Genomic DNA, 23,489 nt, shown 5'->3' with positions numbered 1-23,489 from the left:
GAGCAAACAATTATGTATTTGGTGTGTGGCGAAGCCCTGTTCGATTTCTTCAGCGAAGACGATGCCAGCGGTCTGGCCTCGAAAGTGAATTTCAAAGCGATTGCCGGCGGTTCGCCGTTCAACGTCGCGGTCGGCTTGCGCCGTTTGGGTGTGGAATCGGCGCTGTTTGCCGGGCTGTCCACGGACTACCTGGGCCGGCGTTTGCAGCAAGTGCTGCACGAAGAAGGCGTACGCCCGGACTATCTGGTGGACTTCGCCGCGCCGACCACCCTGGCGATGGTCGCGGTCGGCGCCAATGGCTCGCCGCATTACAGTTTTCGCGGTGAAGGCTGCGCCGATCGCCAGTTGAGCGTTGCGCATCTGCCGGCGCTGGGTGCGCAAGTCCGTGGCCTGCACATCGGCTCGTTCTCGCTGGTGGTGCAGCCGATTGCCGACACCCTGCTGACGCTGGTGCAGCGCGAAAGCGGCAAACGCCTGATCACCCTCGACCCCAACGTGCGCCTCAACCCCGAGCCGAACATCGACCTGTGGCGCGAACGCGTGGCGACCCTGGTGCAACTGGCCGACATGATCAAGGTCAGCGACGAAGACCTGAGCCTGCTGTACCCCGAGCAGGACCCACAGCGCGTCATCGACGGCTGGCTGCAGCATCGCTGTCAGGTGGTGTTCCTGACCCGTGGCGGTGAAGGCGCGACCGCGTTCAGTCGTACGCACGGTTCGTGGTCGGTGCCGGCCTGTTCAGTGAAGATCGCCGATACCGTTGGCGCTGGCGATACCTTTCAGGCCGCGCTGATCACCTGGCTGACCGAACAGGAACTGGACTCGGTGGAGGGTGTACAACAACTCAGCCGCGAGCAGATCGACGCGATGCTCAGGTTTGCCGTACAGGCGGCCGCCCTTACGTGCAGCAAGACCGGTCCGGATTTACCCTATCGTCACCAGTTGACCTGAGCGCGTAGACTGTCGCCCTTTTTGCGGGGGGATGACGGTTTGAGGTCAGGGCGGACGGCGGCACTTTTGATACTGGCGGGATTACTCAGCGGCTGCGGCACCTCGCCGCCGCGTTCGCCTGAAAACATCTGCGACATCTTCCGCGAGAAAAGCGATTGGTACGACGCGGCGCAAGTCACGCAAAAGCGTTGGGGCGTGCCGATCCAAGTGCCCTTCGCGATCATGTATCAGGAGTCCGGCTATCGCTACGACGCCAAGACACCGCGCAAATACCTGTTGTGGGTGATCCCGTGGGGCCGGGTCACCACGGCTTCGGGGTATGCCCAGGCCAAGGATGAAGTCTGGTCCGACTATCAGAAAAGCACCGGCCGACGCGGCGCCGACCGCGAAGACTTCGACGACGCCATCGACTTCGTCGGCTGGTACATGGACAAGACCACGTCGATCAACGGCGTGTACAAGTACGACGCCTACAACCAATACCTCAACTACCACGAAGGCTGGGGCGGTTTCCGCAACAAGACCTACGCCAGCAAAGCCTGGCTGATGCCCACTGCACGCAAGGTGCAGGCGCGCTCCGATGTGTATGCGCGGCAATATGCCGGGTGCAAGGAAGATCTGAATCGCGGCTTCTGGAGCCGGTTCTGGCATTGGTTGTAGCGGTGGCTTTCGGGCCCAATCGCGAGCAGGCTCACTCCTACAGAGGATCGATGGCGGACACGGTATCCGCGTCTACCAAAATCCCCTTGTAGGAGTGAGCCTGCTCGCGATAGCGGTCATCCAGCCACCACCGTTCCAAGCCTTACAACACCGAAAAGTTGTAACTCACAATCAACCGGGTCTCATCCACATCCCGCGCAAACTTTTCATAGTTGGTGCGGTAAGTCGCATTGCGCAGACGCAGGCTCACATCCTTGAATGTGCCCGTCTGGATCACGTACTTCAGCTCGCTGTCGCGTTCCCACTCTTTGCCTTCCTGATCGCTGCCCGGGACCTTGACGTGGTCACCATTCACATAACGGGTCAGGAAGCTCAGGCCGTTGATGCCGATGGCCTTGAAGTCATAGTCGTAACGCAGCTGCCAGGAACGCTCCTGCGCCGCCGCGAAGTCGTTGACCTGCACGTAGTTGACCAGATACGGATTGCTGCCATCGAGGTACGGCATCGAGTTGTCGCCGTTCATACGCTGCCAGCCGGCGCTGAAAGTGTGGCCGCTGATGCCGTACGAGAGCATGCCGCTCAACGCGCGGTTGTCGATGGAACCGGCACGCTGCGCGCCGCTGTCGGCACTCTTGATCACGCGCAGATCAGCCTTCAACACGCCGTCGCCCAACGGCTGATTGCCCAGCAAACCGATGAAGTGCTGGCGGTAGATGTCTTCCAGTTCCGCGTAGTGATACTGCGCGGTCAGGCGATCGTTGATCTTGTAGTCGAAGCCGTACATGTCGAAATGATCGGCGGTGGTGTTACAGGCGTAGCGCTTGTTCTTGCAGTGCACGCGGATGTCTTGCGAATCGGTGGAATCGCGCGCGGTGTACTTGTCCAGACGCGCGGCCATGAAGGTCAGATCCTTGACCTCTTTGGAGGTCAGCATGGCACCGTTGAACATGGTCGGCAGCAGACGACCGTCGTTGTACTTGAGCAGCGGCAGATCCGGCAGCAGCGCACCGTACTTCAACACCGTGTCCGAGACCTTGACCTTGGCGGTCAGGCCCATTTTCGCGTACTGGCCCTTCGAGCCGCGCGGGTTCTCGCCACTGGACGGCAGCAAGCCGCTGTTGCTGCGATCAGGGCTGGAATCGAGCTGAAAACCGAGCATGCCCAGCGCATCGATACCGAAGCCGACCGTGCCCTCGGTGTAGCCCGATTGCAGATTGAGAATGAAGCCCTGCGCCGACTCTTCACGCTTGGAAGCGCCCTGGTCGTTGGAGGTGTGCCCATCACGGAAATCGCGGTTGAAATACACCGTGCGCGATTCGATTTTCGCCGTGGTGTCTTCGAGAAAACCGCTGGCTTGAACCTGTGCGGCAAAACCGGCGCACAGCACAACAGCTCCGAAGCCAAACGACTGGCGTGGGGTGATGAGGGGAAATGGGGGACGCATGAAAAACTCCAACAGTACAGCGTTTGCGCCGGGGCGCAGTTAGCCAGAAAAATAGCTCCCGTCCCGGGTCAAAAAGAGCCGGGAAGAAGTGGACACGCAGGGGTGAGGTGCAATGATGGCAGATGGCTTTTACGGGTTGAAGACGACTTTAGTCTGAAACTGACCGGCTATTCTTCTGCGAGGGACTGGCCCAATCCGCGTGACCGGCACTCGTCCACGACGACGAAGTGCCCGGTTTCATTAGGCAAAACCACCGATCTAGGGGTTTGCCCTATACGCCGTTGACCCCGTCCCTACGGCATTTGCGCCTTGAACGAGGCGGTTTAATCCTCCATCATCCGTCACCTGCTTATTCAACGGACGGAATTCAAGGCATGCTGGACGCCAACGCTACCCACATTACCCTTACGCTCGAAGGCGCCTCCGCCGACCTGCAAGTGCTCAGTTTCACCGGTCGCGAAGCCCTCAACGAGCCTTTCCGTTTCGACCTCGAACTGGTCAGCGCCCGCCCCGACCTCAAACTCGAAGAGCTGCTGCACAAGCCCGGCGTACTGACCTTCGGCGCCACCGGCGAAGGCAAGATCCACGGCCTGGTGTACCGCATAGAGCAAGGCGATTCCGGCAAGACCCTGACCCGTTACAGCATCAGTCTGGTGCCGCAACTGGCCTATCTGCGGCACAACCATGACCAGCAGATTTTCCAGAACCTCACCGTGCCGAAGATCATCGCGCAGGTGCTGGAAGATCGCGGCATTCTGGCTGACGCCTACAGCTTCCAGCTTGGCGCCGAGTACCCGCAGCGCGATTACTGCGTGCAGTACGACGAATCCGACCTGCACTTCATCCAGCGCCTGTGCGAAGAGGAAGGCATCCACTTCCACTTCCAGCACAGCAGCAGCGGCCACAAACTGGTGTTCGGCGACGATCAGACGGTGTTCCGCAAACTCAAGGCCGTGAGCTACCAGCAAGACTCCGGCATGAGCGCCGACAAACCGGTGATCAAGCGTTTCAACCTGCGCCTGGAAACCCGCACCACCCGCGTCAGCCGCCGTGATTACGATTTCGAAAAACCAAAGATCCTGCCCGAGGGCGCGGCCAAATCCGAGTTCGCCCCGGACCTTGAGGACTACGATTACCCCGGCCGCTTCACCTCCCGCGAGCGCGGCAAGTTCCTCTCGACCCGCGCCCTTGAACGCCATCGCAGCGACTACAAACTCGCCGAAGGCAAAGGTGACGAACCGACCCTGACCAGCGGCCACTTCCTGACCCTGGCCGAACACCCGCGCACCGAATGGAACGACTTGTGGCTGCTGCTGGAAGTCTTCCACGAAGGCAAACAACCGCAGGTGCTCGGTGAAAACGTCACCAGCGACGTCACCGACAACAAAAGCGATTTCCACCAGGGCTATCGCAACAACTTCCTCGCCACCCCGTGGGACGCGCACTACCGCCCTGCCCTCGAACACCCGAAACCGAAAGTCCTCGGCAGCCAGACCGCCGTCGTCACTGGGCCTGCGGGTGAAGAAATCCATTGCGACCAATACGGCCGCATCAAAGTCCAGTTCCACTGGGACCGCGACGGCCAAAGCGACGACAAAACCACCTGCTGGCTGCGCGTCGCCAGCGGCTGGGCCGGCGCCGCCTACGGCGGCATCGCCATCCCGCGCATCGGCATGGAAGTGCTCGTCACCTTCCTCGAAGGCGACCCCGACCAGCCACTCGTCACCGGCTGCCTGTACCACAAGGAAAACGTCGTCCCCTACGACCTGCCGGCCAACAAGACCCGCAGCACCTTCAAGACCCTGAGCTCCCCCGGCGGCAAGGGCTACAACGAGTTTCGTATCGAAGACAAAAAGGGCGTGGAGCAGATCTATATCCACGCGCAGCGGGATTGGGATGAAAACATTGAGCACGACCAGAAGATCCGCGTGGGGAATGAGCGGCACGATACGGTTGAGGCCAACACCCTGAGCGAGTTCAAGGTTGAAGAGCATCGGATTACGCATCTGGATCGAATCAGCGAGATGCGGGCGGATGATCATCTGACGGTGGGTGTGACGCAGCATGTGAAGGTCGGTACGGCGCAGTTTGTCGAGGCTGGGACCGAGATTCACTATCACGCTGGTGAGAAAGTGGTGGTTGAGGGTGGTATGGAGCTGACCGCCAAGGCTGGTGGGAGTTTTGTGAAGGTTGATGCGGGTGGGGTAACGATCAGTGGGGCTGAGGTGAAGGTGAATACGGGTGGTGCGCCTGGGGTGGGGACGGGAATCGGGATTTTGGTACCCCTCATTCCCGTTGCCGCCGCCATAGGCACTGTTGGACAGCTACTGGAACGCAAATTCGTCCCCGAGAACACACCGCATGATTTGGACTTCCTTGTGACCAGCCAAGATACCGGGCTGCCGCTCAAGAACTTCCCTTATATGATCAAGACGTCCTCTGGCAAACAAATTGTCGGACGCACCGACGCAGATGGAAGAACTGCAAAGATTTCAAGTACGGAAGCGGAAACGGCCGTCATTGAAGTTTATGACGATATTCCGCCTATCAACCCGGGATGGGACGATTCAGATGTCTAAAAGCAAACCACTGGCGACGGCTAAAAAACCACTCACACCAAAGGCAGACACCGCTCCTGCAAAAATCGCCGTGGACGATAATCAGCGTCTGAAAGAAATCAGAAAGCTGGTAGTAGCCCACAATCAATCCAAGATCGACACCAACACCATTATTTGCCAGATTTACATGGAGTCGCATTTTGATGCCAAGGCCGGTCTTAACAAGCATTCGGCGCGAGGCCTTATGCAGATGCAAGAGCCGGCTGTAAAACAGGTTTATAAGTACCGAAAGAAAAAAGAACTCGGCCGCTCACCAAGCGACAAGCAGACAGACGAGGCCTTTGCTGCAGGCGCAGCCTTCTACGCCTCGCCATCCATATGGGACGAAGTTGAAAATATCAAGATAGGAACCGAGTACATGCAGTACTGGTTGGAAACTACTAGCTCAATCGAAGAGGCGTACAAAAAGTATCGAGGAAAAACCAACGGGGTTTACTACAAAAAAATAAGCGCGTGCGCAAAAAAACTGGCGGCGAATCCAGATTCAATGCAAATCTTGCGGGATACATTGAAATGAGTAAATTCTGGGTCGTTTTGATTGCCGCTCTTTTATGCCCACCCGTTCTGGCAGATTCGATGAAAACGTTAGTGGATTGTCCGCTTTCAGATGGAACAAGCGCGACCTTGCTTGCCAGCTCAAATGAAGATGGCCAGCAGCTATTCGTAAAAATGGGGGAGCACATCGAAACGGCGTTTACCGACATGCCGGATACCGACTTCGTCGGTGAGGTCGCCTTGGCAAAATGCGCAGGGGCTAGCCTGATTTATGCTCTTAACTACGGTTCTCCCTACTTGAAGGGAGCCGTTATACGCAAGAACCCAACAACTGCGGTACTGGAGCGTATCGATTTCGCCGAAAAAGCCCTGCCAAGCCTGTTGTATCTGAATTCGCAACAAATGCGCCTGGTGATACCAAATGAAGGGTATGAAGATCCTTCGAAGTTCCTCGTCTACGAATACCTTGCAAAGAAAGGGCAACCTGAGGAGCCCAAGGGCGTCAATGCGGTTCCCGGTCGAAAAGGATTCGAGGTGATCAACCTGAAGTAACGGATAGCCAAAGGCATCCATCCGTGCATGTATGGGCCCTGTATCTCGAGAAATCATCCCTCTGCCTGACAGCCGGCGTTCAGCCAGGTTAACCATCGCTTAACGCCGCAGTCCAAGACTGTACTGAACCGCACGCCTTCAGCCCTTTTGGCTGACGCCCAGTGCGGCAGGTTCGGCTGAGTCTCGCCGAACGCTAGAACCGCCACACGGGAGTCCCCTCATGAACATTCGCCCTTTTCTGCTGACCACCGCCCTCGCCTGCACTGCGTTCGCCGGATTGGCTCAAGCCAACGACACCACGGCTACATCCAAAGCCGTGCCTTATCAGTACGGCATGCCGCTGCATGTGGCGAAGGTGGTTTCGTTGACCGAGCCGCCCACCCTGGATTGCAAGGTGATCACTGCCGACATGAAGTACATCGACAACAACGGTAAACCCGCGGAAATCAGTTATCGGAAATTGTCTGACGCCTGCAGCGAGCAGAACTGACAGAAGGCTCTGATTTGCGGCTTTGCGGTAGGCGCTGGAGGGTTCGCGGGTTATGCTCGGGGCCCGTTCTCACTGCCGCAAGGACTCGCCATGCAGTTGTCGTTTCGCACGTTGTCGATCATCACTTCTTCGTTGTGTTTTGTGTTGGCGCTGGCCTGGGGCTTTTTCCCGGACGTGTTGCTGGCGATCTGGAGCATTGAGTATTCGAGCGCTGCCGGGTTTGTTGCGCGGCGCAGTGCGGTGCTGTTTGCGGCGTTAGGGGTGATGTTCTGTCTGGTGCGCAATGCGCCGCCGTCGCTGGGTCGCAATGCCCTGAGCATCGGGTTTATCGTCGGTTGTTTTGGTTTGGCGGTGCTGGGTTTCGGCGAATGGCTCAACGGCCATGCCGGCCCCGGGATTCTGCTCGCGGTGCTGGTGGAGTTCGCGCTGGGCCTTGGCTTTGTGCAGGCCCGGCGCGTGACGGTCGAACTGGGTGAAACGGTGAGTTAAAGCGCTCTGGAGCGAGGACTGTAATGCTGTGACGTGGTTTGTTGCGCCAGATCCGAGCGCAGGCCGGCAATCAGTTCATTGATTTCGCGACAGCCATTGAGATGGCTGGCATCGATACCGCTGACGTGCAGATCAACCTGATCAGTCTGGTGGTCGCCGAATACCTTGACGGTCATCGACAGATCCGGCGACAGCGTGCACTGGCAGCGTTTAGGCAGAAAACTGCTTTCAATGATATTGCGTAGTTCCAAGGCAGACAGAAACATGGTGAACCTCTCCTTATTGATGAAACTGCCAATCAACTCTTCACGTTGACCGCTTTTGCTGCCCCTGCACGGGTGTGTCCCCGCTGATTCCCTGGTGCGGCAAACGGTTGTACTGCGAAATGCCCATTGGAGTGTAGGCGCCCGAACGCGGTGCGCTGCACCAAACAGACGCATAAAGCGTGCCTTTCATCGGGTCATTTCGACCCTCGTCAAATCAAGCACTTGGCGCGGTGGCCAGTAGTTGGCCAGTTGCAAAATGCAAGATGGACCCGCTTGGGCACTGCAATTTGCAAGTCGACGCCGGTTTGCATTCATCGCTGATGACAGTAAGAATGCCCGTCATCCACCCTACACCCGCCAGGAGGCTTCCATGGGTTCTTTACGCGTTCACGCGACAATCGGTCTGCTCGTTGCCGGCCTGTCCACCCTCGCCCACGCGGCCAAGCTCGAAGACGTCGCGCCGTATCCCAAGGCGGATAACGGCTTTGCCCGCCAGGTCATCTACCTGCCCAAACAGGATCAGGAAGAGAATTACAAGGTTGAAGTCCTCGCCGGCAAAACCCTGGAAGTCGACTGTAATCGCCAGCGTCTGGGTGGCGCTCTGGAGGAGAAAAACCTTGAAGGCTGGGGCTACCCGTTCTACCGCCTGGAAAAAGTCATGGGCCCGATGAGCACTCTGATGGCCTGCCCGCCCGGCACCCAGAAGAAGCGCGCCTTTGTCCCGGTCGTCGGTGACGGCTTCCTGTTGCGCTACAACAGCAAGTTGCCGCTGGTGATTTACGCCCCCAAAGACGTCGAGGTGCGCTACCGCATCTGGTCGGCGTCGGACAAGGTCGGCACCGCCATCGCGGAATGACCTGAACAGGGAGCGCCAAACGTGATTACCTGCCATGTGCGATACGTGATCGATCCGTACCAACTGACCGAATTCGAGGCCTACGCCAAAGCCTGGCTAGGCATCGTCGAGCGGTTGGGCGGCACCCATCACGGCTATTTCCTGCCCTCCGAGGGTGCGAGCAATATCGCTTATTGCCTGTTCAGTTTTCCTTCGCTGGCCGATTACGAAAGCTACCGGCACATCGCGCTGACCGACCCGGAAAGCATGGCGCTGGTGGAATCACTGGTGCAGAAGAAATTCATCGTCAGCTACGAGCGCAGTTTCCTGCGCCCACTGCTGCCCTGAACGTTATCACGCCGGGACGCCGCACACTGCGGCGCGCTCGGCGACATGGCGCAGGCTGTCGAAATTGATGTTGGCACCCGAGTCGATCGCCACGAAGGTCTGCTCGCGAACACCGGTGCGAGCCACGAACTCTTTGATCCCGGCCACCGCCAGTGCGCCGGAAGGTTCGGTGATCGAGCGGGTATCGTCGTAGATGTTCTTGATCGCAGCACAGAGGTCGTCGTTGCTGACGGTGACCACTTCGTCCACGCAAAACCGGCACACTTCAAAACCGTAAGCGCCGATTTGCGCCACCGCTACGCCATCGGCGAACGTCCCGACACTGGGCAACACCACTCGCGCATCCGCTTGCAGCGCCGCCTTCAGGCAGGCCGAATGCTCCGATTCGACACCGATGATCCGCACCTCCGGCCGCAGGTATTTGACGTAAGCGGCGATACCGGCAATCAGGCCGCCACCGCCCACCGGAACGAAGATCGCATCCAGCGAACCCTGATGCTGACGCAGGATTTCCATGGCCACCGTTCCCTGGCCGGCGATCACGTCCGGGTCATCGAAAGGCGAGACAAAGGTGCATCCGGTTTGCTCAGCCAGTTGCAGCGCATGGGCAAGGGCAAACGGAAAACTCTCGCCATGCAGCAGCGCCTCGGCGCCCCGACTTCGCACCCCAAGCACCTTGAGCTCGGGTGTGGTCGAGGGCATGACGATGGTCGCGGTGATCCCCAGTTCCCGCGCCGCCAGTGCCACGCCCTGGGCATGATTGCCCGCCGAGGCGGTGATCACCCCGCGTGCTTTTTGCGCATCGCTCAATTGAACCAGCTTGTTGTAAGCGCCACGGATCTTGAAGGAGAACGTCGGTTGCAGGTCTTCGCGCTTGAGCAGGATCCGGTTGCCCAGCGCCTCGGACAGCGCCGGCGCCGCCTGCAACGGCGTACGCACGGCAATGTCGTAGACCGGCGCGGCCAGGATCTTTTTCACGTACTGCTCAAGCAGGGCTTGCTGGTCGGGGCTGTATTTCATCGTCATCTCCGGTCGATCTGTGTAGGAGCTGCCGAAGGCTGCGATCTTTTGACTTTGTTTTGCTCAAATCAAAAAGCAAGATCAAAAGATCGCAGCCTTCGGCAGCTCCTACAGCGGGCCATCGTTGTTAAAACCCCGGAGACAGAAAGTAAAAACCCGCCTCTAGGGCGGGTTGGGTGCTGCAGTCGTGAGCTAGCCCGCCAAATGAGGAATGGCGGTAATAATGCTTGGCTGGCAGCGCAATACGGTGGAAGTCATGGGCCTGAAATTAGCCCGACGCCGGTGGGCGCGTCAATGGCTTATTTGGCGCTGGCGCTATAGGCTGGCGATTCTGCTCATCACCCCAAGGAAGGAATGCATGATGTCTGTCACCCTGCCCCTCACTGCGCTGATTGCGTTTACCGGCTACACCGTTTCGGTGATGCTCCAGGCCGAACAGTCGTTGATCGACTTCGGTATCAGCCTGATGTCACGTCCGGATACGGCGCAGGTAGTGATTGATCTGTATCTGCTGGCGACACTGGCCGGGGTGTGGATGGTCAAGGATGCGCGGTCGCGGGGAATGTCGATCTGGGCGGTGGTGCCGTATCTGTTGCTGACGGCGGTGTTTGTGTCGGTTGGGCCGTTGTTGTATCTGGTGGTGCGTGGGGTTCGGGAGCGCCGGAAAATGGCGGCAGCGGACCCGGTGAGCTGATCCGGCCCTTCGGGAGTAGCTGAAACTGCTATCGCGAGCAAGCTCACGCCTACATTTTGGAAATGCGTTCCTCTGTAGGAGTGAGCCTGCTCGCGATGGCGCCGGTACAGTCACCACTGTTATCACTTGGCCAACCGCCGCAGCCCGAACAACATCCCCCCCGCCCCCAACAACATCACCAGCAGAAACACCGGGTACGAAATCCACCACGGCGTGCCCGCCGTCATCATGCTGAACTCCGACATCCCGCCAATGCTGGCGATCAGGTTTAACGGCAGAAACACCACGTTGATCAACGTCAGTTTGCGCAGCAGGTTGTTCATGCTGTTATTCATCAGGTTGCCGCGCGCATCGATCAGCCCGGAAAACACCGTGGAGTAGATTTCCGCCTGTTTGTAGCACTGGTTATTTTCGATGATCAGGTCGTCGATCAGCCCGATCGCCTCGCTGCCAAAATGCTGCTTTTCCGCATGATTGCGCAGCCGCGTCAGCACCGCGCCATTGCTGTGCAGGGCATTGATGTAATAGATCAGGCTTTCGCTGAGATTGAACATCTGTACCAGATGCTGGTTCTGCATCGAGGCGTTGAATTTCTGTTGAAGCTCACGGGCCACCAGTTTGATCACCTTCAGGTGGCCGAGATAGTGGTGGATGTTGTTGAACAGCAAATCGAGCAACACATCCAGCGGCGCGTTGAGCGGCTGGCGCGCGCCGATGCCGTGCAGCGGCGTGTCGTCGGTGGCGATCACTAGCAGTTGACCGGGCGAAAACAGCAAACCGCAGGACGACACTTCGAACGCCAGGCTGCCACCGCCGGAATAGTTTTCCGGGCGCTTCCAGATCAGGAACAAGTGATCGGGGTGAAACTCGATTCGCGAGACTTCGTCCGGGTCCAGCGCCGAGGCCAGCGCGTGTTCGTCAACCTTGTAGTGGCTGTGGAGCAAGTCGCGCTCGGCAGCATCGGGGTTACTGAACAGCATCACCTCGGCGTCCAGCCGCTCGACCCGCTGCAATGCGCCATGACTCAATGCGAAACTGCTGATCATCGGCGTGTCACCAGGCCTGGCCGCGACGTTTGAGCTCCAATCGTCGCACGAACTCTTCCAGTACCAGTGAATACAGATCGTCCTGCAGATAGGCGTCTTCGATGCCGGCGTCAAGGTTCGGGTTGTCGTTGACCTCAATCACCACCACTTTGTCGCCAGCCTGTTTCAGGTCCACGCCGTAGAGGCCGTCGCCAATCAGGTTGGCGGTCTTCACCGCCAGTTCCACCACCGCACGCGGCGCCTCGTGGACCGCCAGGGTGCGGCACTCGCCGTTGATATCCTGGCCCTTGGCCTTGTGGTTGTAGATTTGCCAGTGGCCCTTGGACATGAAGTACTGGCAGGCAAAGATCGGTTTGCGGTTGAGCACGCCGATGCGCCAGTCGTACTCGGTGTAGAAAAACTCCTGAGCCAGCAGCAACACCGAGTGTTCGAACAGTTCGGCTGTGGCCTCAAGCAGCGCCTGCTGGCTTTCGACCTTGATCACCCCACGGGAAAAGCAGCCGTCGGGGATCTTCAGCACCAGCGGAAACCCCAGGCGCTCGCCGACCCGTTCGAAGTCTTCCGGTCGTTCCTTGTAGAGAATTTCAGTGGCCGGCATGCCCAGTTGATGGCTGTTGAGCAGGTCGGTCAGATAAACCTTGTTGGTGCAACGCAGGATCGACGTCGGGTCGTCCATCACCACCAGTCCTTCGCTTTCAGCCTTCTTGGCGAAGCGATAGGTGTGGTTGTCGACGCTGGTGGTCTCGCGGATCAACAAGCCGTCGTACTCGGCGAGCCGCGCATAGTCCTTGCGCTCGATCAGCTCGACATCGATGCCCATGCGCTTGCCGACCCGAACGAAGTTTTCGAGTGCCTTGGCGTTTGAAGGCGGCAAGGCCTCCTGCGGATCGTGCAGGATTGCCAGGTCATAACGCGCCACTTGCGGCGAGCGCGGCATCCGCCAGACTTTACGACTGAAACCGTCCAGTGCATTGGCGAACTGATCTTCCTGATCGTCACGCAACTTGTGCAGCGCGCCGGACTTTATGCCTTCGATGTGCCAACCGTTAGTTCGTCGGAACTCAACTAACAGAATCGGACACGGAAACACTTCAAACAACTGTCGAGCCAAGTCCTGCAGCGGTTCGATATGCGTCTTGCCGAAGTAAAGTGTCAGGGTGAACCCTTCGGTATCGCTGTAGAGATGATGACTGAGGGCCTTTTCCAGGGTTTTATCCAGGTCATCCAAAGCCAGGCTGTACAGTGATTTTTTCGTCAGTTCGCTGATGGTGCGTACCGATGGGATCACCTTGTGCCCACGAGCTTCGGCCAGCAGCGAGCAGTAGTAGCCGTGCCCCAGGTACTTGTAGCTGCGGCACAGGTTGATCACCTGCACACGCTTGCCCGGCTCGCTGTCGCGGGTTTGCTCAAGGTACTCCTGAGCAGTGACGATGTCCTCGCTGGGAAAATACGAGGCCCAGTCTTCCTTGCGTTCGACGATGATCAACACTTGACTGGAAGTTCTAATGGCTGGATTTAAATAAGTTGCCGCCGGCAAACTTTGCTCGGATACTTCGCGCCAATGACCCTGTACCGCTGACATAGAGATTGATCCGTTGGAGAACAAGACCATTTCTATTAAGCACGAAGTTTTTCGAAAGTCCCGTTTCGTTACGCAACTTTTACGGTGGTCATATGAATGCTGTTTTTCGTTTGGCGGTAGTTGAAGATCTGCCGGCGCTGCTGGCCCTGGAAATGCAATGTTTCACCACCGACCGGCTGACCAGCCGCAGCTTTCAATGGATGATCACCCGCGCCCATGCGCAGTTGCTGGTGGCCGAACAGGAGGGGCAATTGCTCGGCTACGCACTGGTGCTGTTTCATCGCGGCACCTCGTTGGCGCGGCTGTATTCCATCGCCATTGCCGGTGAAGCGCGCGGCTTGGGTTTGGGTAAACAATTGCTGCAACGCATCGAGGCCTGCGCGGTTGAGCACGATTGTGCCTACCTGCGCCTGGAAGTGCGCACCGACAATCCCACCGCGATTGCCCTGTACGAGCGCAACGGCTATCGGCGCTTTGCGTTGATTCACGATTACTACGAAGACCACGCCGACGCGCTGCGCCTGGAAAAGCGCATCGTTCAGCACCGTGATTCACGCAGCATCAAGGTGCCCTACTACCCGCAAACCACCGATTTCACTTGCGGCCCGGCGTGCCTGTTGATGGCCATGGGCGCGTTGCAGCCCGGGCGTTTGCTCGAACGGCGTGAGGAATTGCAGCTCTGGCGAGAAGCGACCACGGTGTTCATGACCTCCGGCCACGGAGGCTGCAGCCCCCAGGGCTTGGCACTGGCCGCATGGCGCCGGGGCTTTCGCGTGCGTCTGCAACTGAGCATGGCCGGACCGTTGTTTCTCGATGGCGTGCGCGATGAGCATAAAAAAGACGTCATGCGCCTGGTGCACGATGAATTCACCGCCCAACTGCAGGAGACCGACATCGAACGAATGATCGGCACCCATCTGGATCTGCCGCGGCTGTTGCAGGAAGGCGGCCAGCCTCTGGTGCTGATCAGCAGCTATCGCCTGACCCGCTCCAAGTCACCGCACTGGGTGATGGTCACCGATTGCGGCGAGGATTTTGTGTACCTGCACGATCCCGACGTCGATCACAGCCAGCATCGCCAGCCCATGGACTGCCAGCATGTGCCGGTCAGCCATGGGGAGTTTGAGAAGATGAGTCGGTTTGGCCGAGGGAAATTAAGGGCGGCGGTGGTTTTGTCACCGCGATAAGTCTTGGTGTCCAGATACCTGTGGCGAGGGGGCAAGCCCCCGCTGGGCAACAGAGCGTCCCCTGTTTCTACCACGCCTGCTTCGCAGGCGAACGGGGCAAGCCCCCTCACCACAGAATTATCCGCCTGCCAGGACGCAAGTTATTTCAGGCCTACCTTGTACAACGAACCATCCTCCTCATCCGTCAGCACATACAGATAACCATCCGGCCCCTGCCGCACATCACGAATCCGCCGTTTCAGCTCCCCCAGCAAACGCTCTTCGTGCACCACCTTGTCCCCGTCAAACTGCAACCGGATCAGCTCCTGACTGACCAGCGCACCGATGAACAGGTTCTGCTGCCACGGTTTGAAGCGATCAGCGTCGTAGAACGCCATTCCGGTAATGCCGGGCGATTTCTCCCACACATGGTGCGGATCAACGGCGCCCTCGACACTCTTGCCCTTGGCTTCCGGGATCGGCTGCAGGGAATAGTTGATGCCGTGGGTCGCCAGCGGCCAGCCGTAGTTCTTGCCGCGCTCGATGATGTTCACCTCATCGCCGCCGCGTGGGCCGTGTTCGTTTTCCCAGAGTGTGCCGTTCCACGGATTGAGCGCCGCGCCTTGCGGGTTACGATGGCCGTAGGACCAGATTTCCGGACGCACGCCGGACTGGCCCACGAACGGGTTGTCATCCGGCACCTTGCCATCGGGGAAGATCCGCACGACCTTGCCTTGCAGTTTGTCGAGGTCCTGCGCGGTCGGCCGGTCGTTGTTTTCGCCGAGGGTGATGAACAGATAGCCATCGCGGTCGAACACCAGCCGGGAGCCGAAGTGATTGCCGGTCGAAAGTTTCGGCTCCTGGCGGAAGATCCCCTTGAAGTCTTTCAAGGTCCGCAGGTCGCCCGACAGCCGCCCACGCCCCACCGCCGTTCCGGCCTTGTCTTCGGCGCCACCGCCCTCGGCGAACGACAGGTAGACCAGACGATCCTGTTTGAAGTCCGGTGACAGCACCACGTCGAGCAAACCACCCTGGCCCTTGGCCCAGACTTTCGGCACGCCACTGATGGGTTCCGAGCGCTTGCCGTCGGCGCCTATCACCCGCAGGTTGCCCGGACGCTCGGTCACCAGCATGCCTTGGCGGTCCGGCAGAAATGCCAGCGCCCACGGGTGCTCGAGGCCTTGTGTAATCGTCGTGACTTCAAGGGTGCCCTGCTCGCTTTGCAGCTCTTTGGGGGCGGCGGCGAACGCTGGAGCGCTGATGAGCGCCCCGACGCACAGCGTGGCTAGTAGGGTTTTACGCAACATGCACGATTCCTTTTGTTCGTTTGAAAGGCTGACAGGCACTCAGGCCCGACGCTCAACGGTTGCTGTCTCCCTCTCGCGGAGGTGGGTTGGGAATGAATTTCGTCGGTGTACTCGGCACCGAACGCTGCTGCTGACCATTGCCGATGCCGCCGTTACCGACTGTGGGTGAACTGGGCACAGGCACGGTGTTGGGCCCGCGAATCGCCGGCGCACTGGGTTGCGTACCCTGCATGCTGTTGGGATTGGCCCGGCGGATCGGGCTGTTGTAGGGATTGTTCTGGTTGCCAGTGGGACTTTGAGCCAGCAACCCCGACATGGACGGTGCCAGGACATCGGCATGCGCCAGACCGGTCCCAAGGAGCAGAACGATGATGCCTAGCGGTATTCGGTTCATGGGGCGGCCTCTCGATGCACAGGGGATAGAGCCTTCGAGTCCACGCTACGCCGCTGGTTCGGATTTGTTAACCCGCGGGCGTTAAACAACATGTAACACGACTTGACCAGATCCCTTGAGGCCCGCGCAATCAGCGGAAACTTTCGCCCAGCGCCGCAGGTCACCTGATCATCACTCGGAGGACTGACCATGGCTCGGGCAATCTGGAAAGGCGCGATCAGCTTCGGACTGGTACACATCCCCGTCGCGCTGGTGTCGGCAACCTCTTCGCACGGTGTGGACTTTGACTGGCTGGACAGCCGCAGCATGGACCCGGTGGGCTATAAACGGGTGAACAAGGTGACCGGCAAGGAAGTCACCAAGGAGCACATCGTCAAAGGCGTGGCCTATGAAAAGGGGCGCTACGTGGTGCTCAGCGAAGAGGAAATCCGTTCGGCGCACCCGGTGTCGACTCAGACCATCGACATCTTTTCGTTCGTCGATGCCGAGCAGATCCCGTTGCAGAACATCGACACGCCCTACTACCTCGCCCCGGACAAACGCGGTGGCAAGGTCTACGCACTGCTGCGTGAAACCCTGAGCAAAACCAACAAGGTCGCCCTCGCCCGCGTCGTTCTGCACACCCGGCAATATCTGGCGGCGCTGATGCCGCTAGAATCGGCCCTGGTGCTGGTCAAATTGCGCTGGCCACAGGAGGTGCGGGGGCTGGATGAGCTGGAGCTGGGCAGCGAGGTGACCAAGCCCGAACTGGCCAAGGGCGAACTGGAGATGGCCAAGCGCCTGGTGCAGGACATGAGCGGCGACTGGAGTCCCGAAGATTACAAGGATGAATTTGAGGACAAGATCATGGCCCTGGTCGAGAAAAAGGCCCATGAAGGCAAGATCGAGGATGTCGAGACCGTGGGTGGCGAGGAGGAACGCAAAACCGCGGATGTCATCGATCTGACCGAGTTGCTCAAGCGCAGTCTGGGTGGCAAAGCGACGGCCAGGCCCAAGGCGAAAGCCAAACCTGCCAGCAAGGCGGCGCCGGCGAGGAAGACCAAAAAAGCTTCCGGGGAATAATCAGATCGGGTTTTCGTCAGGGAGCTGACAGGTTGGCTCTGAGAGACTGATTACCAGCAGGCTGACACTCACAATCCTGTCTGTTGAACACAGAACCTTGTGTGAGCCAGCCTGCAGGCAATGACGTCAGATCAAAATGAAGATCGCCAGCAGACCGCCGAAGATCGCCCATTTTTCCATGTAGTAACGCGTGCGGTTGCGTTTTTTCAGCTCTTTGCCACGCAGACGGACTTTGTAGATTTTGGTAAACAGGCGGTTGATCCCGCCGGTGCGGTCGCCCGCATCGTTCGGTGCACCGGCCGCCGACATCACAGTGCGGCTGAACCAGGCGTTGAACGCCGCCGCCCAACGGTATTTCATCGGGCGCTCGATGTCGCAGAACAGAATGATGCGGTTTTTGTCAGTGGTGTTTTCGGCGTAGTGGATGTAGGTCTCATCGAACATGACGGCCTCACCGTCGCGCCAGTGATAGCTTTCACCGTCGACGTTGATGTAGCAACCCGCATCGTTCGGCGTGTCCAGGCCCAGGTGGTAGCGATAGGAGCCGGCATAGGGATCACGGTGACGGACCAGTTTCGAACCCGGTGGCAGCTCGGCGAACATCGCAGCCTTGATCGAGCCGATGCTCTGTACCAGTTCGGTGGTGCGCGGGCACAGCTTCATCGCCGACGGATGACTCTCGCCGTACCACTTGAGGTAGAAACGCTTCCAGCCACTTTTGAAGAACGAGTTGAAACCGACGTCATCGTATTGATTCGAGCGCTTGATCTCACCGGCGCGCAGCAGGTTCTGCCCTTCCTGGCGGATTTCTTCCCAGTGCGCCTGCAATGGACTCAGGTCCGGAAATTCGGAAGGATCGAGATACGGCTTGTTCGGCTTCTTCGAGAACAGATACAGGAAGCAGTTGATCGGAGCGAGAAACGTCGAGTGATCGCTCAGTTGACGGCCCAGTTTGTGACGCACACGGCCACGCAGGTGAACGTATGCAATGGAAATGACATAAATAGCGGCAATGATGAGTTTCACGGAAATCGTCACACGTCAAAAGTGAACAAACTGCGCGCCTGCCGGCCGTTGGCCCAGGGTCTGATGCAGTGGCATGAATACAAATACTATCCCGGTGGCACTTCCTTGAGCCCATGCCGTTAGCGGCTATTGGGTAATCGGATGGCATTTTAGCCATACTTTGTAACGAAGGGTGAACCTCATCTGTGAAAAACTGTCCGCGGAATCTGCCAAACGGCAGGCGCGGCAGTGCGCAGGTGCAGGCTCATGGCTGCAACAGGGGCGCTGAAGGAAACGAAGAAACAGAGAAATCAGGGAAGCGCTGCCGTGTTTACGGCTGAGCGTGCATGCGCACGACACTTGCGTACCGAGCGAATTGGAGTCCGCGCACAACTGGATGGTGCGCCGAAGCAAAGACGTGCGTGTGACAGTGGTCAAGTGCCAGCCGCCAGTTCCAATGCTCACCTGAACATTGGAACTGGCGGCTGGCGCGTTGCAATTACTTGGTGGTTGAGACGCTGGCCTTACTCAAGCCCTTGGTATTGTGATCGCCTGGCGTCGTGGCCGAAATCGCTCTGGCCTTTGACAGACCCTGGGTCGCTTTAGAGTTCGCTACGCCCGAAGTGGCCAAGCCGTGCCCACGATCAGTATTGTGATCGCGCCCAGTGTGCTGACCATTCACGCCACGATCGCGAACGGCCCTGCCGGCATGATCCGCGTCCAGGCCTTCGGCGCGGCCATTGTTGGAGGCGCTGGCTGAATGCCCGGCACTATCGCCACTGTGTCCGGCGCTGCCCACACCGCCGCCGTGACTGCCACCGCCGCCAGCACCCGCACCACCGCCGTGACCACCACCGCCGTGACCACCACCACCACCACCACCACCACCACCACCACCACCACCACCATCCTTGGCGTAGGCGGAAGCCATGATCGACAGTTCAGCAGGCAGTAACGGTGCAGCGGCAAACATCATTACGCACGACATGACGGCAACGAGGTTGTTCTTTTTTAAACGCATGATGGCATCCACAAGGTTTGGTTTTACTGCCATCTAAGACGCGCCCGGTGACATCCAGTTCAACAACAAGCGATCAGCGGAAGCACCAATCCCTCACAAACCACGTGAGTGGGAATGCGTTGCTTTTACCTCCCGTAAAAGGGTGAAAACCGCTCAGATCGAGCGGTATGCCAGACTAATCGAAAGCACCATTCAGAACTTCGTAGATGAGCCCGCTCGCGATAGCCACCAGTATCAAGTCTGTACCCGCCTGCTGCCACTCATACCCGTCGTAGTGAGGCAATTGCCCAGCCAGTCGACCATCCAGTTTTTTGGCGATACCCGGCGGAAGAGGCTTTCCTCGTGCCAGATTTTTCTGAATGCCGGGCGGCAGCGCGGGGCCTGGGCTCCAGTAGTCTCTGTAGCCATTGAGTACGCCTAAGACGCCACCGCGATCAATAACCGGTGCGTGATCCCAATTACCCGAGCCAGACCCTTTGTTCTTGCCACCTTGGTTGCCGTGGCTCTGACTGTGCTGTGGCCCGCCCTTTCCATTTCCTTTGCCATTGCCATTTCCCGGGTCAGCCAGTGCCGCCACCGAACTCACAGCCAAAGCCAGGCAAGTAACAGACGCAACAACCAAACGTGTTTTAAGCATGACGGCCCCTCAGAAAGAAATACTTGTTCAAATGTAGACGAGATTGCGGTTGCGCTACAGGTTCGTTATCGCCCGCCATACAACTGCCGCATGACTTATGCGACAATGCGCGCAATGTCTGGCATGAATCCCGCCTTTAATGCCCAACAGCCTGGACACCGCGTCCAGATGCTGCTCTCGCCCCATGCCTGCTGGCTCAACGCCGACGGTGACCGGATCGGGAAGAAAACGCTCCAAAATGCCCCAGGAATGGCCCTAGCGCCACATGTGCGGCTCGCAACCCATTGATAGGTAAAGCAATTGATCTCCACAGCTAATATCACGATGCAGTTCGGCGCCAAGCCGCTCTTCGAAAACGTTTCGGTCAAATTTGGCGCGGGCAACCGCTATGGCCTGATCGGCGCCAACGGTTGCGGCAAGTCGACCTTCATGAAAATCCTCGGCGGCGATCTTGATCCGTCCGGCGGCCAGGTCATGCTCGAGCCGAACGTGCGTCTGGGTAAATTGCGCCAGGACCAGTTCGCCTACGAAGAATTCACCGTGATCGACACCGTGATCATGGGTCACGAAGAGCTGTGGAAGGTCAAGGCAGAACGCGACCGTATCTACTCGCTGGCGGAAATGTCGGAAGAAGACGGCATGGCCGTGGCCGAGCTGGAAACCGAATTCGCCGAAATGGACGGCTACACCGCCGAATCCCGTGCAGGCGAGCTGTTGTTGGGTCTGGGCATTCCGCTGGAACAGCATTTCGGCCCGATGAGCGAAGTTTCGCCAGGCTGGAAGCTGCGCGTATTGCTGGCTCAGGCCCTGTTCTCCGATCCGGAAGTGCTGTTGCTCGACGAACCGACCAACCACCTGGACATCAACACCATTCGCTGGCTGGAAAACATTCTGACCCAGCGTAACAGCCTGATGATCATCATCTCTCACGACCGTCACTTCCTGAACAGCGTGTGCACGCACATGGCTGACCTGGACTACGGCGAGCTGCGCCTGTTCCCGGGCAACTACGACGAGTACATGACTGTGGCGACCCAGTCCCGCGAGCAACTGCTGTCGGACAACGCCAAGAAGAAAGCCCAGATTTCCGAGCTGCAATCGTTCGTCAGCCGCTTCTCGGCCAACGCCTCGAAAGCCAAGCAGGCCACTTCCCGCGCCAAGGCGATCGACAAGATCCAACTGGCCGAGGTCAAGCCTTCCAGCCGCGTGAGCCCGTTCATCCGTTTCGAGCAGAACAAAAAGCTGCACCGCCAGGCGGTCATGGTCGAAAAGATGGCGAAAGGTTTCGACGGCAAGCCGCTGTTCAAAGACTTCAGCTTCCAGGTTGAAGCCGGCGAGCGCGTAGCGATCATCGGCCCGAACGGTATCGGCAAAACCACCCTGCTGCGCACCCTGGTCAACGAACTGACCCCGGATGCCGGTAGCGTCAAGTGGACCGACGCCGCGGAACTGGGCTACTACGCTCAGGACCACGCCCACGACTTCGAAGACGATGTCACGCTGTTCGACTGGATGGGTCAGTGGACTCAGGGCGAGCAGATGATTCGCGGTACTTTGGGCCGCATGCTGTTCTCCAACGATGAGATCCTCAAGTCGGTCAAGGTGATTTCCGGTGGTGAGCAAGGTCGCATGCTGTTCGGCAAGCTGATCCTGCAAAAGCCGAACGTGCTGATCATGGACGAACCGACCAACCACCTGGACATGGAATCGATCGAGGCGCTGAACCTGGCGCTGGAAAACTACCCGGGCACGCTGATTTTCGTCAGCCACGACCGTGAGTTCGTATCGTCCCTGGCCACGCGCATCATCGAGCTGAGCGCCAATGGCGTGACTGACTTCAGCGGCACTTACGATGACTACCTGCGTAGTCAGGGCGTGGTGTTCTAAGAGCAGCTTCGAGTGTTCAGTTGCTAGCTGCAAGATAAAAAGCCCTGTCCTTGTGACGGGGCTTTTTGCATTCCAAAGCCAGTATTTATATGGGTACCGACACCATCGCGAGCAGGCTCACTCCGACATTTGAATGCGTCCCCTCCTGTAGGAGTGAGCCTGCTCGCGATGAGGCCATCAGCAACACATCACTCCCGGGCAGGAAAAATAGTTAGTCTGCTTCCTTTTATTTCAGCACCCGGCCATGATGCCGACTCTCCTGCCGCCGCCCGCGAACGAGTCCTCATGTCTGTGCAGCAACTGCCCCCGCAAAGCTCCATGGCGATCACCCTGCAGATCGTTTCCATCGTGTTCTACACCTTTGTCGCCTTCCTGTGCATCGGTCTGCCGATTGCGGTGTTGCCCGGCTATGTTCACGAACAACTGGGGTTCAGCGCGATCATCGCGGGGCTGGTCATCGGTTCACAGTACCTGGCCACCCTGCTCAGTCGGCCCATGGCCGGGCGGATGTCGGACACCATGGGCACCAAACGGGCGATTGTTTACGGGTTGTCGGGGATTGTGCTCAGCGGACTGCTGACGCTGATGTCGACGTTGCTGCAGGATTTTGCGCTGGCAAGTCTGTTGATTCTGATCGTTGGCCGGCTGTTGCTCGGCGTCGCACAAGGCCTGATCGGGGTCGGCACCATCAGTTGGTGCATGGGCCAGCTCGGCGTCGAGCACACGGCAAGGTCGATCGGCTGGAACGGCATCGCCTCCTACGGCGCGATTGCGATTGGCGCGCCACTGGGCGTGGTGATGGTCGCCGACTACGGTTTTGCCAGCCTGGGCATCGCCCTGTCGGTATTGGCGGCAGGCGCCTTGGTGTTGATCCGCAATAAACCCTCGGTGCCAGTGGTACGCGGCGAACGCCTGCCGTTCTGGGCGGTGTTCGGGCGCATTGCACCGTTTGGCGCCAGCTTGAGCCTGGCGTCCATCGGTTACGGCACGCTGACCACCTTCATCACCCTCTATTACCTCAATCGGGGCTGGAGCGGCGCCGCGTACTGCCTGACGGTTTTTGGCGCGTGTTTCATCCTGTCACGACTGCTGTTCATTTCAACCATCAGCCGCTTTGGCGGTTTCAATTCGGCGATTGCCTGCATGACCATTGAAACCGTCGGGCTGATTCTGCTGTGGCTGGCGCCGTCCACCGCCGTCGCGCTGATCGGTGCCGGGCTGGCGGGTTTTGGCTTGTCGCTAGTGTATCCGGCGCTGGGGGTCGAGGCGATCAAACAGGTGCCCAATTCCAGCCGGGGTTCAGGGTTGGGAGCGTACGCAGTGTTCTTCGATCTGGCCCTGGCGATTGCCGGGCCGTTGATGGGCGCGGTGGCCCTGAACCTGGGGTATTCGTGGATTTTCTTCAGTGCGGCGCTGTTGTCGGTGATCGGGCTGGGACTGACCTTGCTGCTCAAGCGCAGGGCGCTGAGCTGAAAAACCAAATCAAAAGATCGCAGCCTTCGGCAGCTCCTACATTGCTT

23 protein-coding genes and 1 pseudogene are annotated in these 23,489 nt (G+C 58.7%); 14 read left to right on the top strand and 10 right to left on the bottom strand.

Annotated elements, in window-relative coordinates:
* Nucleotides 1-12 precede the first annotated feature (12 nt).
* Together KKQ10_RS02175 and KKQ10_RS02170 are read left to right on the top strand one after the other, a co-directional pair.
* Nucleotides 13-951 (top strand): carbohydrate kinase family protein, encoded by a 939-nt coding sequence (locus KKQ10_RS02175; protein WP_215500027.1) that lies wholly within the window; start codon nucleotides 13-15, stop codon nucleotides 949-951.
* 39 nt (nucleotides 952-990) lie between these two features.
* Nucleotides 991-1,611, top strand: coding sequence for a transglycosylase SLT domain-containing protein (locus KKQ10_RS02170; protein ID WP_127647620.1), 621 nt, complete (start codon nucleotides 991-993; stop codon nucleotides 1,609-1,611).
* A 142-nt stretch (nucleotides 1,612-1,753) separates the two neighbouring features.
* Here KKQ10_RS02170 and KKQ10_RS02165 read toward each other — a convergent pair whose 3' ends face one another.
* Nucleotides 1,754-3,055 (bottom strand): OprD family porin, encoded by a 1,302-nt coding sequence (locus KKQ10_RS02165; RefSeq protein WP_215500026.1) that lies wholly within the window; start codon nucleotides 3,053-3,055, stop codon nucleotides 1,754-1,756.
* Between the two features lie 374 nt (nucleotides 3,056-3,429).
* Between KKQ10_RS02165 and KKQ10_RS02160 the strand changes: the two genes are divergently transcribed.
* The 5 genes from KKQ10_RS02160 to KKQ10_RS02140 all read left to right on the top strand — a co-directional run bounded on the left by KKQ10_RS02160 (nucleotide 3,430) and on the right by KKQ10_RS02140 (nucleotide 7,699).
* Nucleotides 3,430-5,634 carry a type VI secretion system Vgr family protein gene (locus tag KKQ10_RS02160; protein ID WP_215500025.1) on the top strand — a complete coding sequence of 735 codons (2,205 nt, stop codon included), beginning with the start codon at nucleotides 3,430-3,432 and terminating at the stop codon, nucleotides 5,632-5,634.
* Nucleotides 5,627-6,190, top strand: a complete 564-nt coding sequence (locus KKQ10_RS02155) for a lysozyme family protein (RefSeq protein ID WP_215500024.1) — start codon at nucleotides 5,627-5,629, stop codon at nucleotides 6,188-6,190. The genes KKQ10_RS02160 and KKQ10_RS02155 overlap by 8 nt, the downstream gene beginning before the upstream one ends.
* Nucleotides 6,187-6,720, top strand: a complete 534-nt coding sequence (locus tag KKQ10_RS02150; RefSeq protein WP_215500023.1) for a hypothetical protein — start codon at nucleotides 6,187-6,189, stop codon at nucleotides 6,718-6,720. The genes KKQ10_RS02155 and KKQ10_RS02150 overlap by 4 nt, the downstream gene beginning before the upstream one ends.
* A 220-nt stretch (nucleotides 6,721-6,940) precedes the next feature.
* Entirely contained in the window at nucleotides 6,941-7,210 is a 270-nt protein-coding gene (locus KKQ10_RS02145; protein WP_215500022.1) for a DUF2790 domain-containing protein, read from the top strand.
* A gap of 90 nt (nucleotides 7,211-7,300) precedes the next feature.
* Nucleotides 7,301-7,699, top strand: coding sequence for a hypothetical protein (locus KKQ10_RS02140; protein ID WP_127647631.1), 399 nt, complete (start codon nucleotides 7,301-7,303; stop codon nucleotides 7,697-7,699).
* Here the strand turns inward: KKQ10_RS02140 and KKQ10_RS02135 are convergent.
* The gene (locus KKQ10_RS02135; RefSeq protein ID WP_215500021.1) at nucleotides 7,696-7,965 is read right to left on the bottom strand and encodes a DUF1652 domain-containing protein; all 270 of its coding nucleotides are present in this window, start codon (nucleotides 7,963-7,965) and stop codon (nucleotides 7,696-7,698) included. The genes KKQ10_RS02140 and KKQ10_RS02135 overlap by 4 nt on opposite strands.
* 370 nt (nucleotides 7,966-8,335) lie before the next feature.
* Between KKQ10_RS02135 and eco the strand changes: the two genes are divergently transcribed.
* Both eco and KKQ10_RS02125 read left to right on the top strand, forming a co-directional pair.
* Nucleotides 8,336-8,821 (top strand): serine protease inhibitor ecotin, encoded by a 486-nt coding sequence (gene eco / locus KKQ10_RS02130; protein ID WP_127647633.1) that lies wholly within the window; start codon nucleotides 8,336-8,338, stop codon nucleotides 8,819-8,821.
* Nucleotides 8,822-8,842: 21 nt separating this feature from the next.
* Nucleotides 8,843-9,148 (top strand): NIPSNAP family protein, encoded by a 306-nt coding sequence (locus tag KKQ10_RS02125; RefSeq protein WP_215500020.1) that lies wholly within the window; start codon nucleotides 8,843-8,845, stop codon nucleotides 9,146-9,148.
* Between the two features lie 30 nt (nucleotides 9,149-9,178).
* On the opposite strand, the pseudogene ilvA reads toward KKQ10_RS02125, so the two are convergent.
* Nucleotides 9,179-10,174, bottom strand: a pseudogene (gene ilvA / locus KKQ10_RS02120) (threonine ammonia-lyase, biosynthetic); the annotation flags it as partial.
* A gap of 352 nt (nucleotides 10,175-10,526) precedes the next feature.
* Here ilvA and KKQ10_RS02115 point away from each other — a divergent pair.
* The gene (locus tag KKQ10_RS02115; protein ID WP_127647636.1) at nucleotides 10,527-10,862 is read left to right on the top strand and encodes a DUF2834 domain-containing protein; all 336 of its coding nucleotides are present in this window, start codon (nucleotides 10,527-10,529) and stop codon (nucleotides 10,860-10,862) included.
* 122 nt (nucleotides 10,863-10,984) lie between these two features.
* Here the strand turns inward: KKQ10_RS02115 and KKQ10_RS02110 are convergent, their stop codons facing one another.
* Both KKQ10_RS02110 and KKQ10_RS02105 read right to left on the bottom strand, forming a co-directional pair.
* Nucleotides 10,985-11,908, bottom strand: coding sequence for a magnesium transporter CorA family protein (locus KKQ10_RS02110; protein ID WP_127647637.1), 924 nt, complete (start codon nucleotides 11,906-11,908; stop codon nucleotides 10,985-10,987).
* Between the two features lie 7 nt (nucleotides 11,909-11,915).
* On the bottom strand, nucleotides 11,916-13,490 hold the full coding sequence (locus KKQ10_RS02105) for a RimK family ATP-grasp domain-containing protein (protein WP_252191443.1): 1,575 nt from the start codon (nucleotides 13,488-13,490) through the stop codon (nucleotides 11,916-11,918).
* 92 nt (nucleotides 13,491-13,582) lie between these two features.
* Between KKQ10_RS02105 and rimI the strand changes: the two genes are divergently transcribed.
* Entirely contained in the window at nucleotides 13,583-14,677 is a 1,095-nt protein-coding gene (gene rimI / locus KKQ10_RS02100; protein WP_215500018.1) for a ribosomal protein S18-alanine N-acetyltransferase, read from the top strand.
* Nucleotides 14,678-14,817: 140 nt separating this feature from the next.
* On the opposite strand, the gene KKQ10_RS02095 is transcribed toward rimI, so the two are convergent.
* Both KKQ10_RS02095 and KKQ10_RS02090 read right to left on the bottom strand, forming a co-directional pair.
* Nucleotides 14,818-15,963 (bottom strand): PQQ-dependent sugar dehydrogenase, encoded by a 1,146-nt coding sequence (locus tag KKQ10_RS02095; protein WP_215500017.1) that lies wholly within the window; start codon nucleotides 15,961-15,963, stop codon nucleotides 14,818-14,820.
* A gap of 52 nt (nucleotides 15,964-16,015) precedes the next feature.
* A complete protein-coding gene (locus KKQ10_RS02090; RefSeq protein ID WP_215500016.1) occupies nucleotides 16,016-16,357 on the bottom strand; it encodes a hypothetical protein in 342 nt (113 codons plus the stop codon).
* Between the two features lie 189 nt (nucleotides 16,358-16,546).
* Between KKQ10_RS02090 and ku the strand changes: the two genes are divergently transcribed.
* Nucleotides 16,547-17,419: a non-homologous end joining protein Ku gene (gene ku, locus KKQ10_RS02085; RefSeq protein WP_215500015.1), complete on the top strand. Its 873-nt coding sequence runs from the start codon at nucleotides 16,547-16,549 to the stop codon at nucleotides 17,417-17,419.
* A 126-nt stretch (nucleotides 17,420-17,545) separates the two neighbouring features.
* Here ku and lpxO read toward each other — a convergent pair whose 3' ends face one another.
* From lpxO to KKQ10_RS02070, 3 genes are all read right to left on the bottom strand, one after another.
* The gene (lpxO, locus tag KKQ10_RS02080; protein ID WP_127647643.1) at nucleotides 17,546-18,445 is read right to left on the bottom strand and encodes a lipid A hydroxylase LpxO; all 900 of its coding nucleotides are present in this window, start codon (nucleotides 18,443-18,445) and stop codon (nucleotides 17,546-17,548) included.
* Nucleotides 18,446-18,923: 478 nt separating this feature from the next.
* The gene (locus tag KKQ10_RS28350) at nucleotides 18,924-19,445 is read right to left on the bottom strand and encodes a hypothetical protein (protein WP_252191442.1); all 522 of its coding nucleotides are present in this window, start codon (nucleotides 19,443-19,445) and stop codon (nucleotides 18,924-18,926) included.
* A gap of 175 nt (nucleotides 19,446-19,620) precedes the next feature.
* A complete protein-coding gene (locus KKQ10_RS02070) occupies nucleotides 19,621-20,082 on the bottom strand; it encodes an anti-virulence regulator CigR family protein (RefSeq protein WP_215500014.1) in 462 nt (153 codons plus the stop codon).
* Between the two features lie 300 nt (nucleotides 20,083-20,382).
* On the opposite strand from KKQ10_RS02070, the gene KKQ10_RS02065 reads away from it, so the two are divergent.
* Both KKQ10_RS02065 and KKQ10_RS02060 read left to right on the top strand, forming a co-directional pair.
* The gene (locus KKQ10_RS02065) at nucleotides 20,383-21,969 is read left to right on the top strand and encodes an ABC-F family ATPase (RefSeq protein WP_095136059.1); all 1,587 of its coding nucleotides are present in this window, start codon (nucleotides 20,383-20,385) and stop codon (nucleotides 21,967-21,969) included.
* A gap of 285 nt (nucleotides 21,970-22,254) precedes the next feature.
* Nucleotides 22,255-23,442 (top strand): MFS transporter, encoded by a 1,188-nt coding sequence (locus tag KKQ10_RS02060; protein ID WP_215500013.1) that lies wholly within the window; start codon nucleotides 22,255-22,257, stop codon nucleotides 23,440-23,442.
* The last annotated feature ends 47 nt before the right edge of the window (nucleotides 23,443-23,489 follow it).

Source organism: Pseudomonas sp. MG-9, from assembly GCF_018729515.1.
GTDB lineage: Bacteria > Pseudomonadota > Gammaproteobacteria > Pseudomonadales > Pseudomonadaceae > Aquipseudomonas > Aquipseudomonas serboccidentalis.
This window is presented reverse-complemented; position numbering and strand designations above follow the sequence as displayed.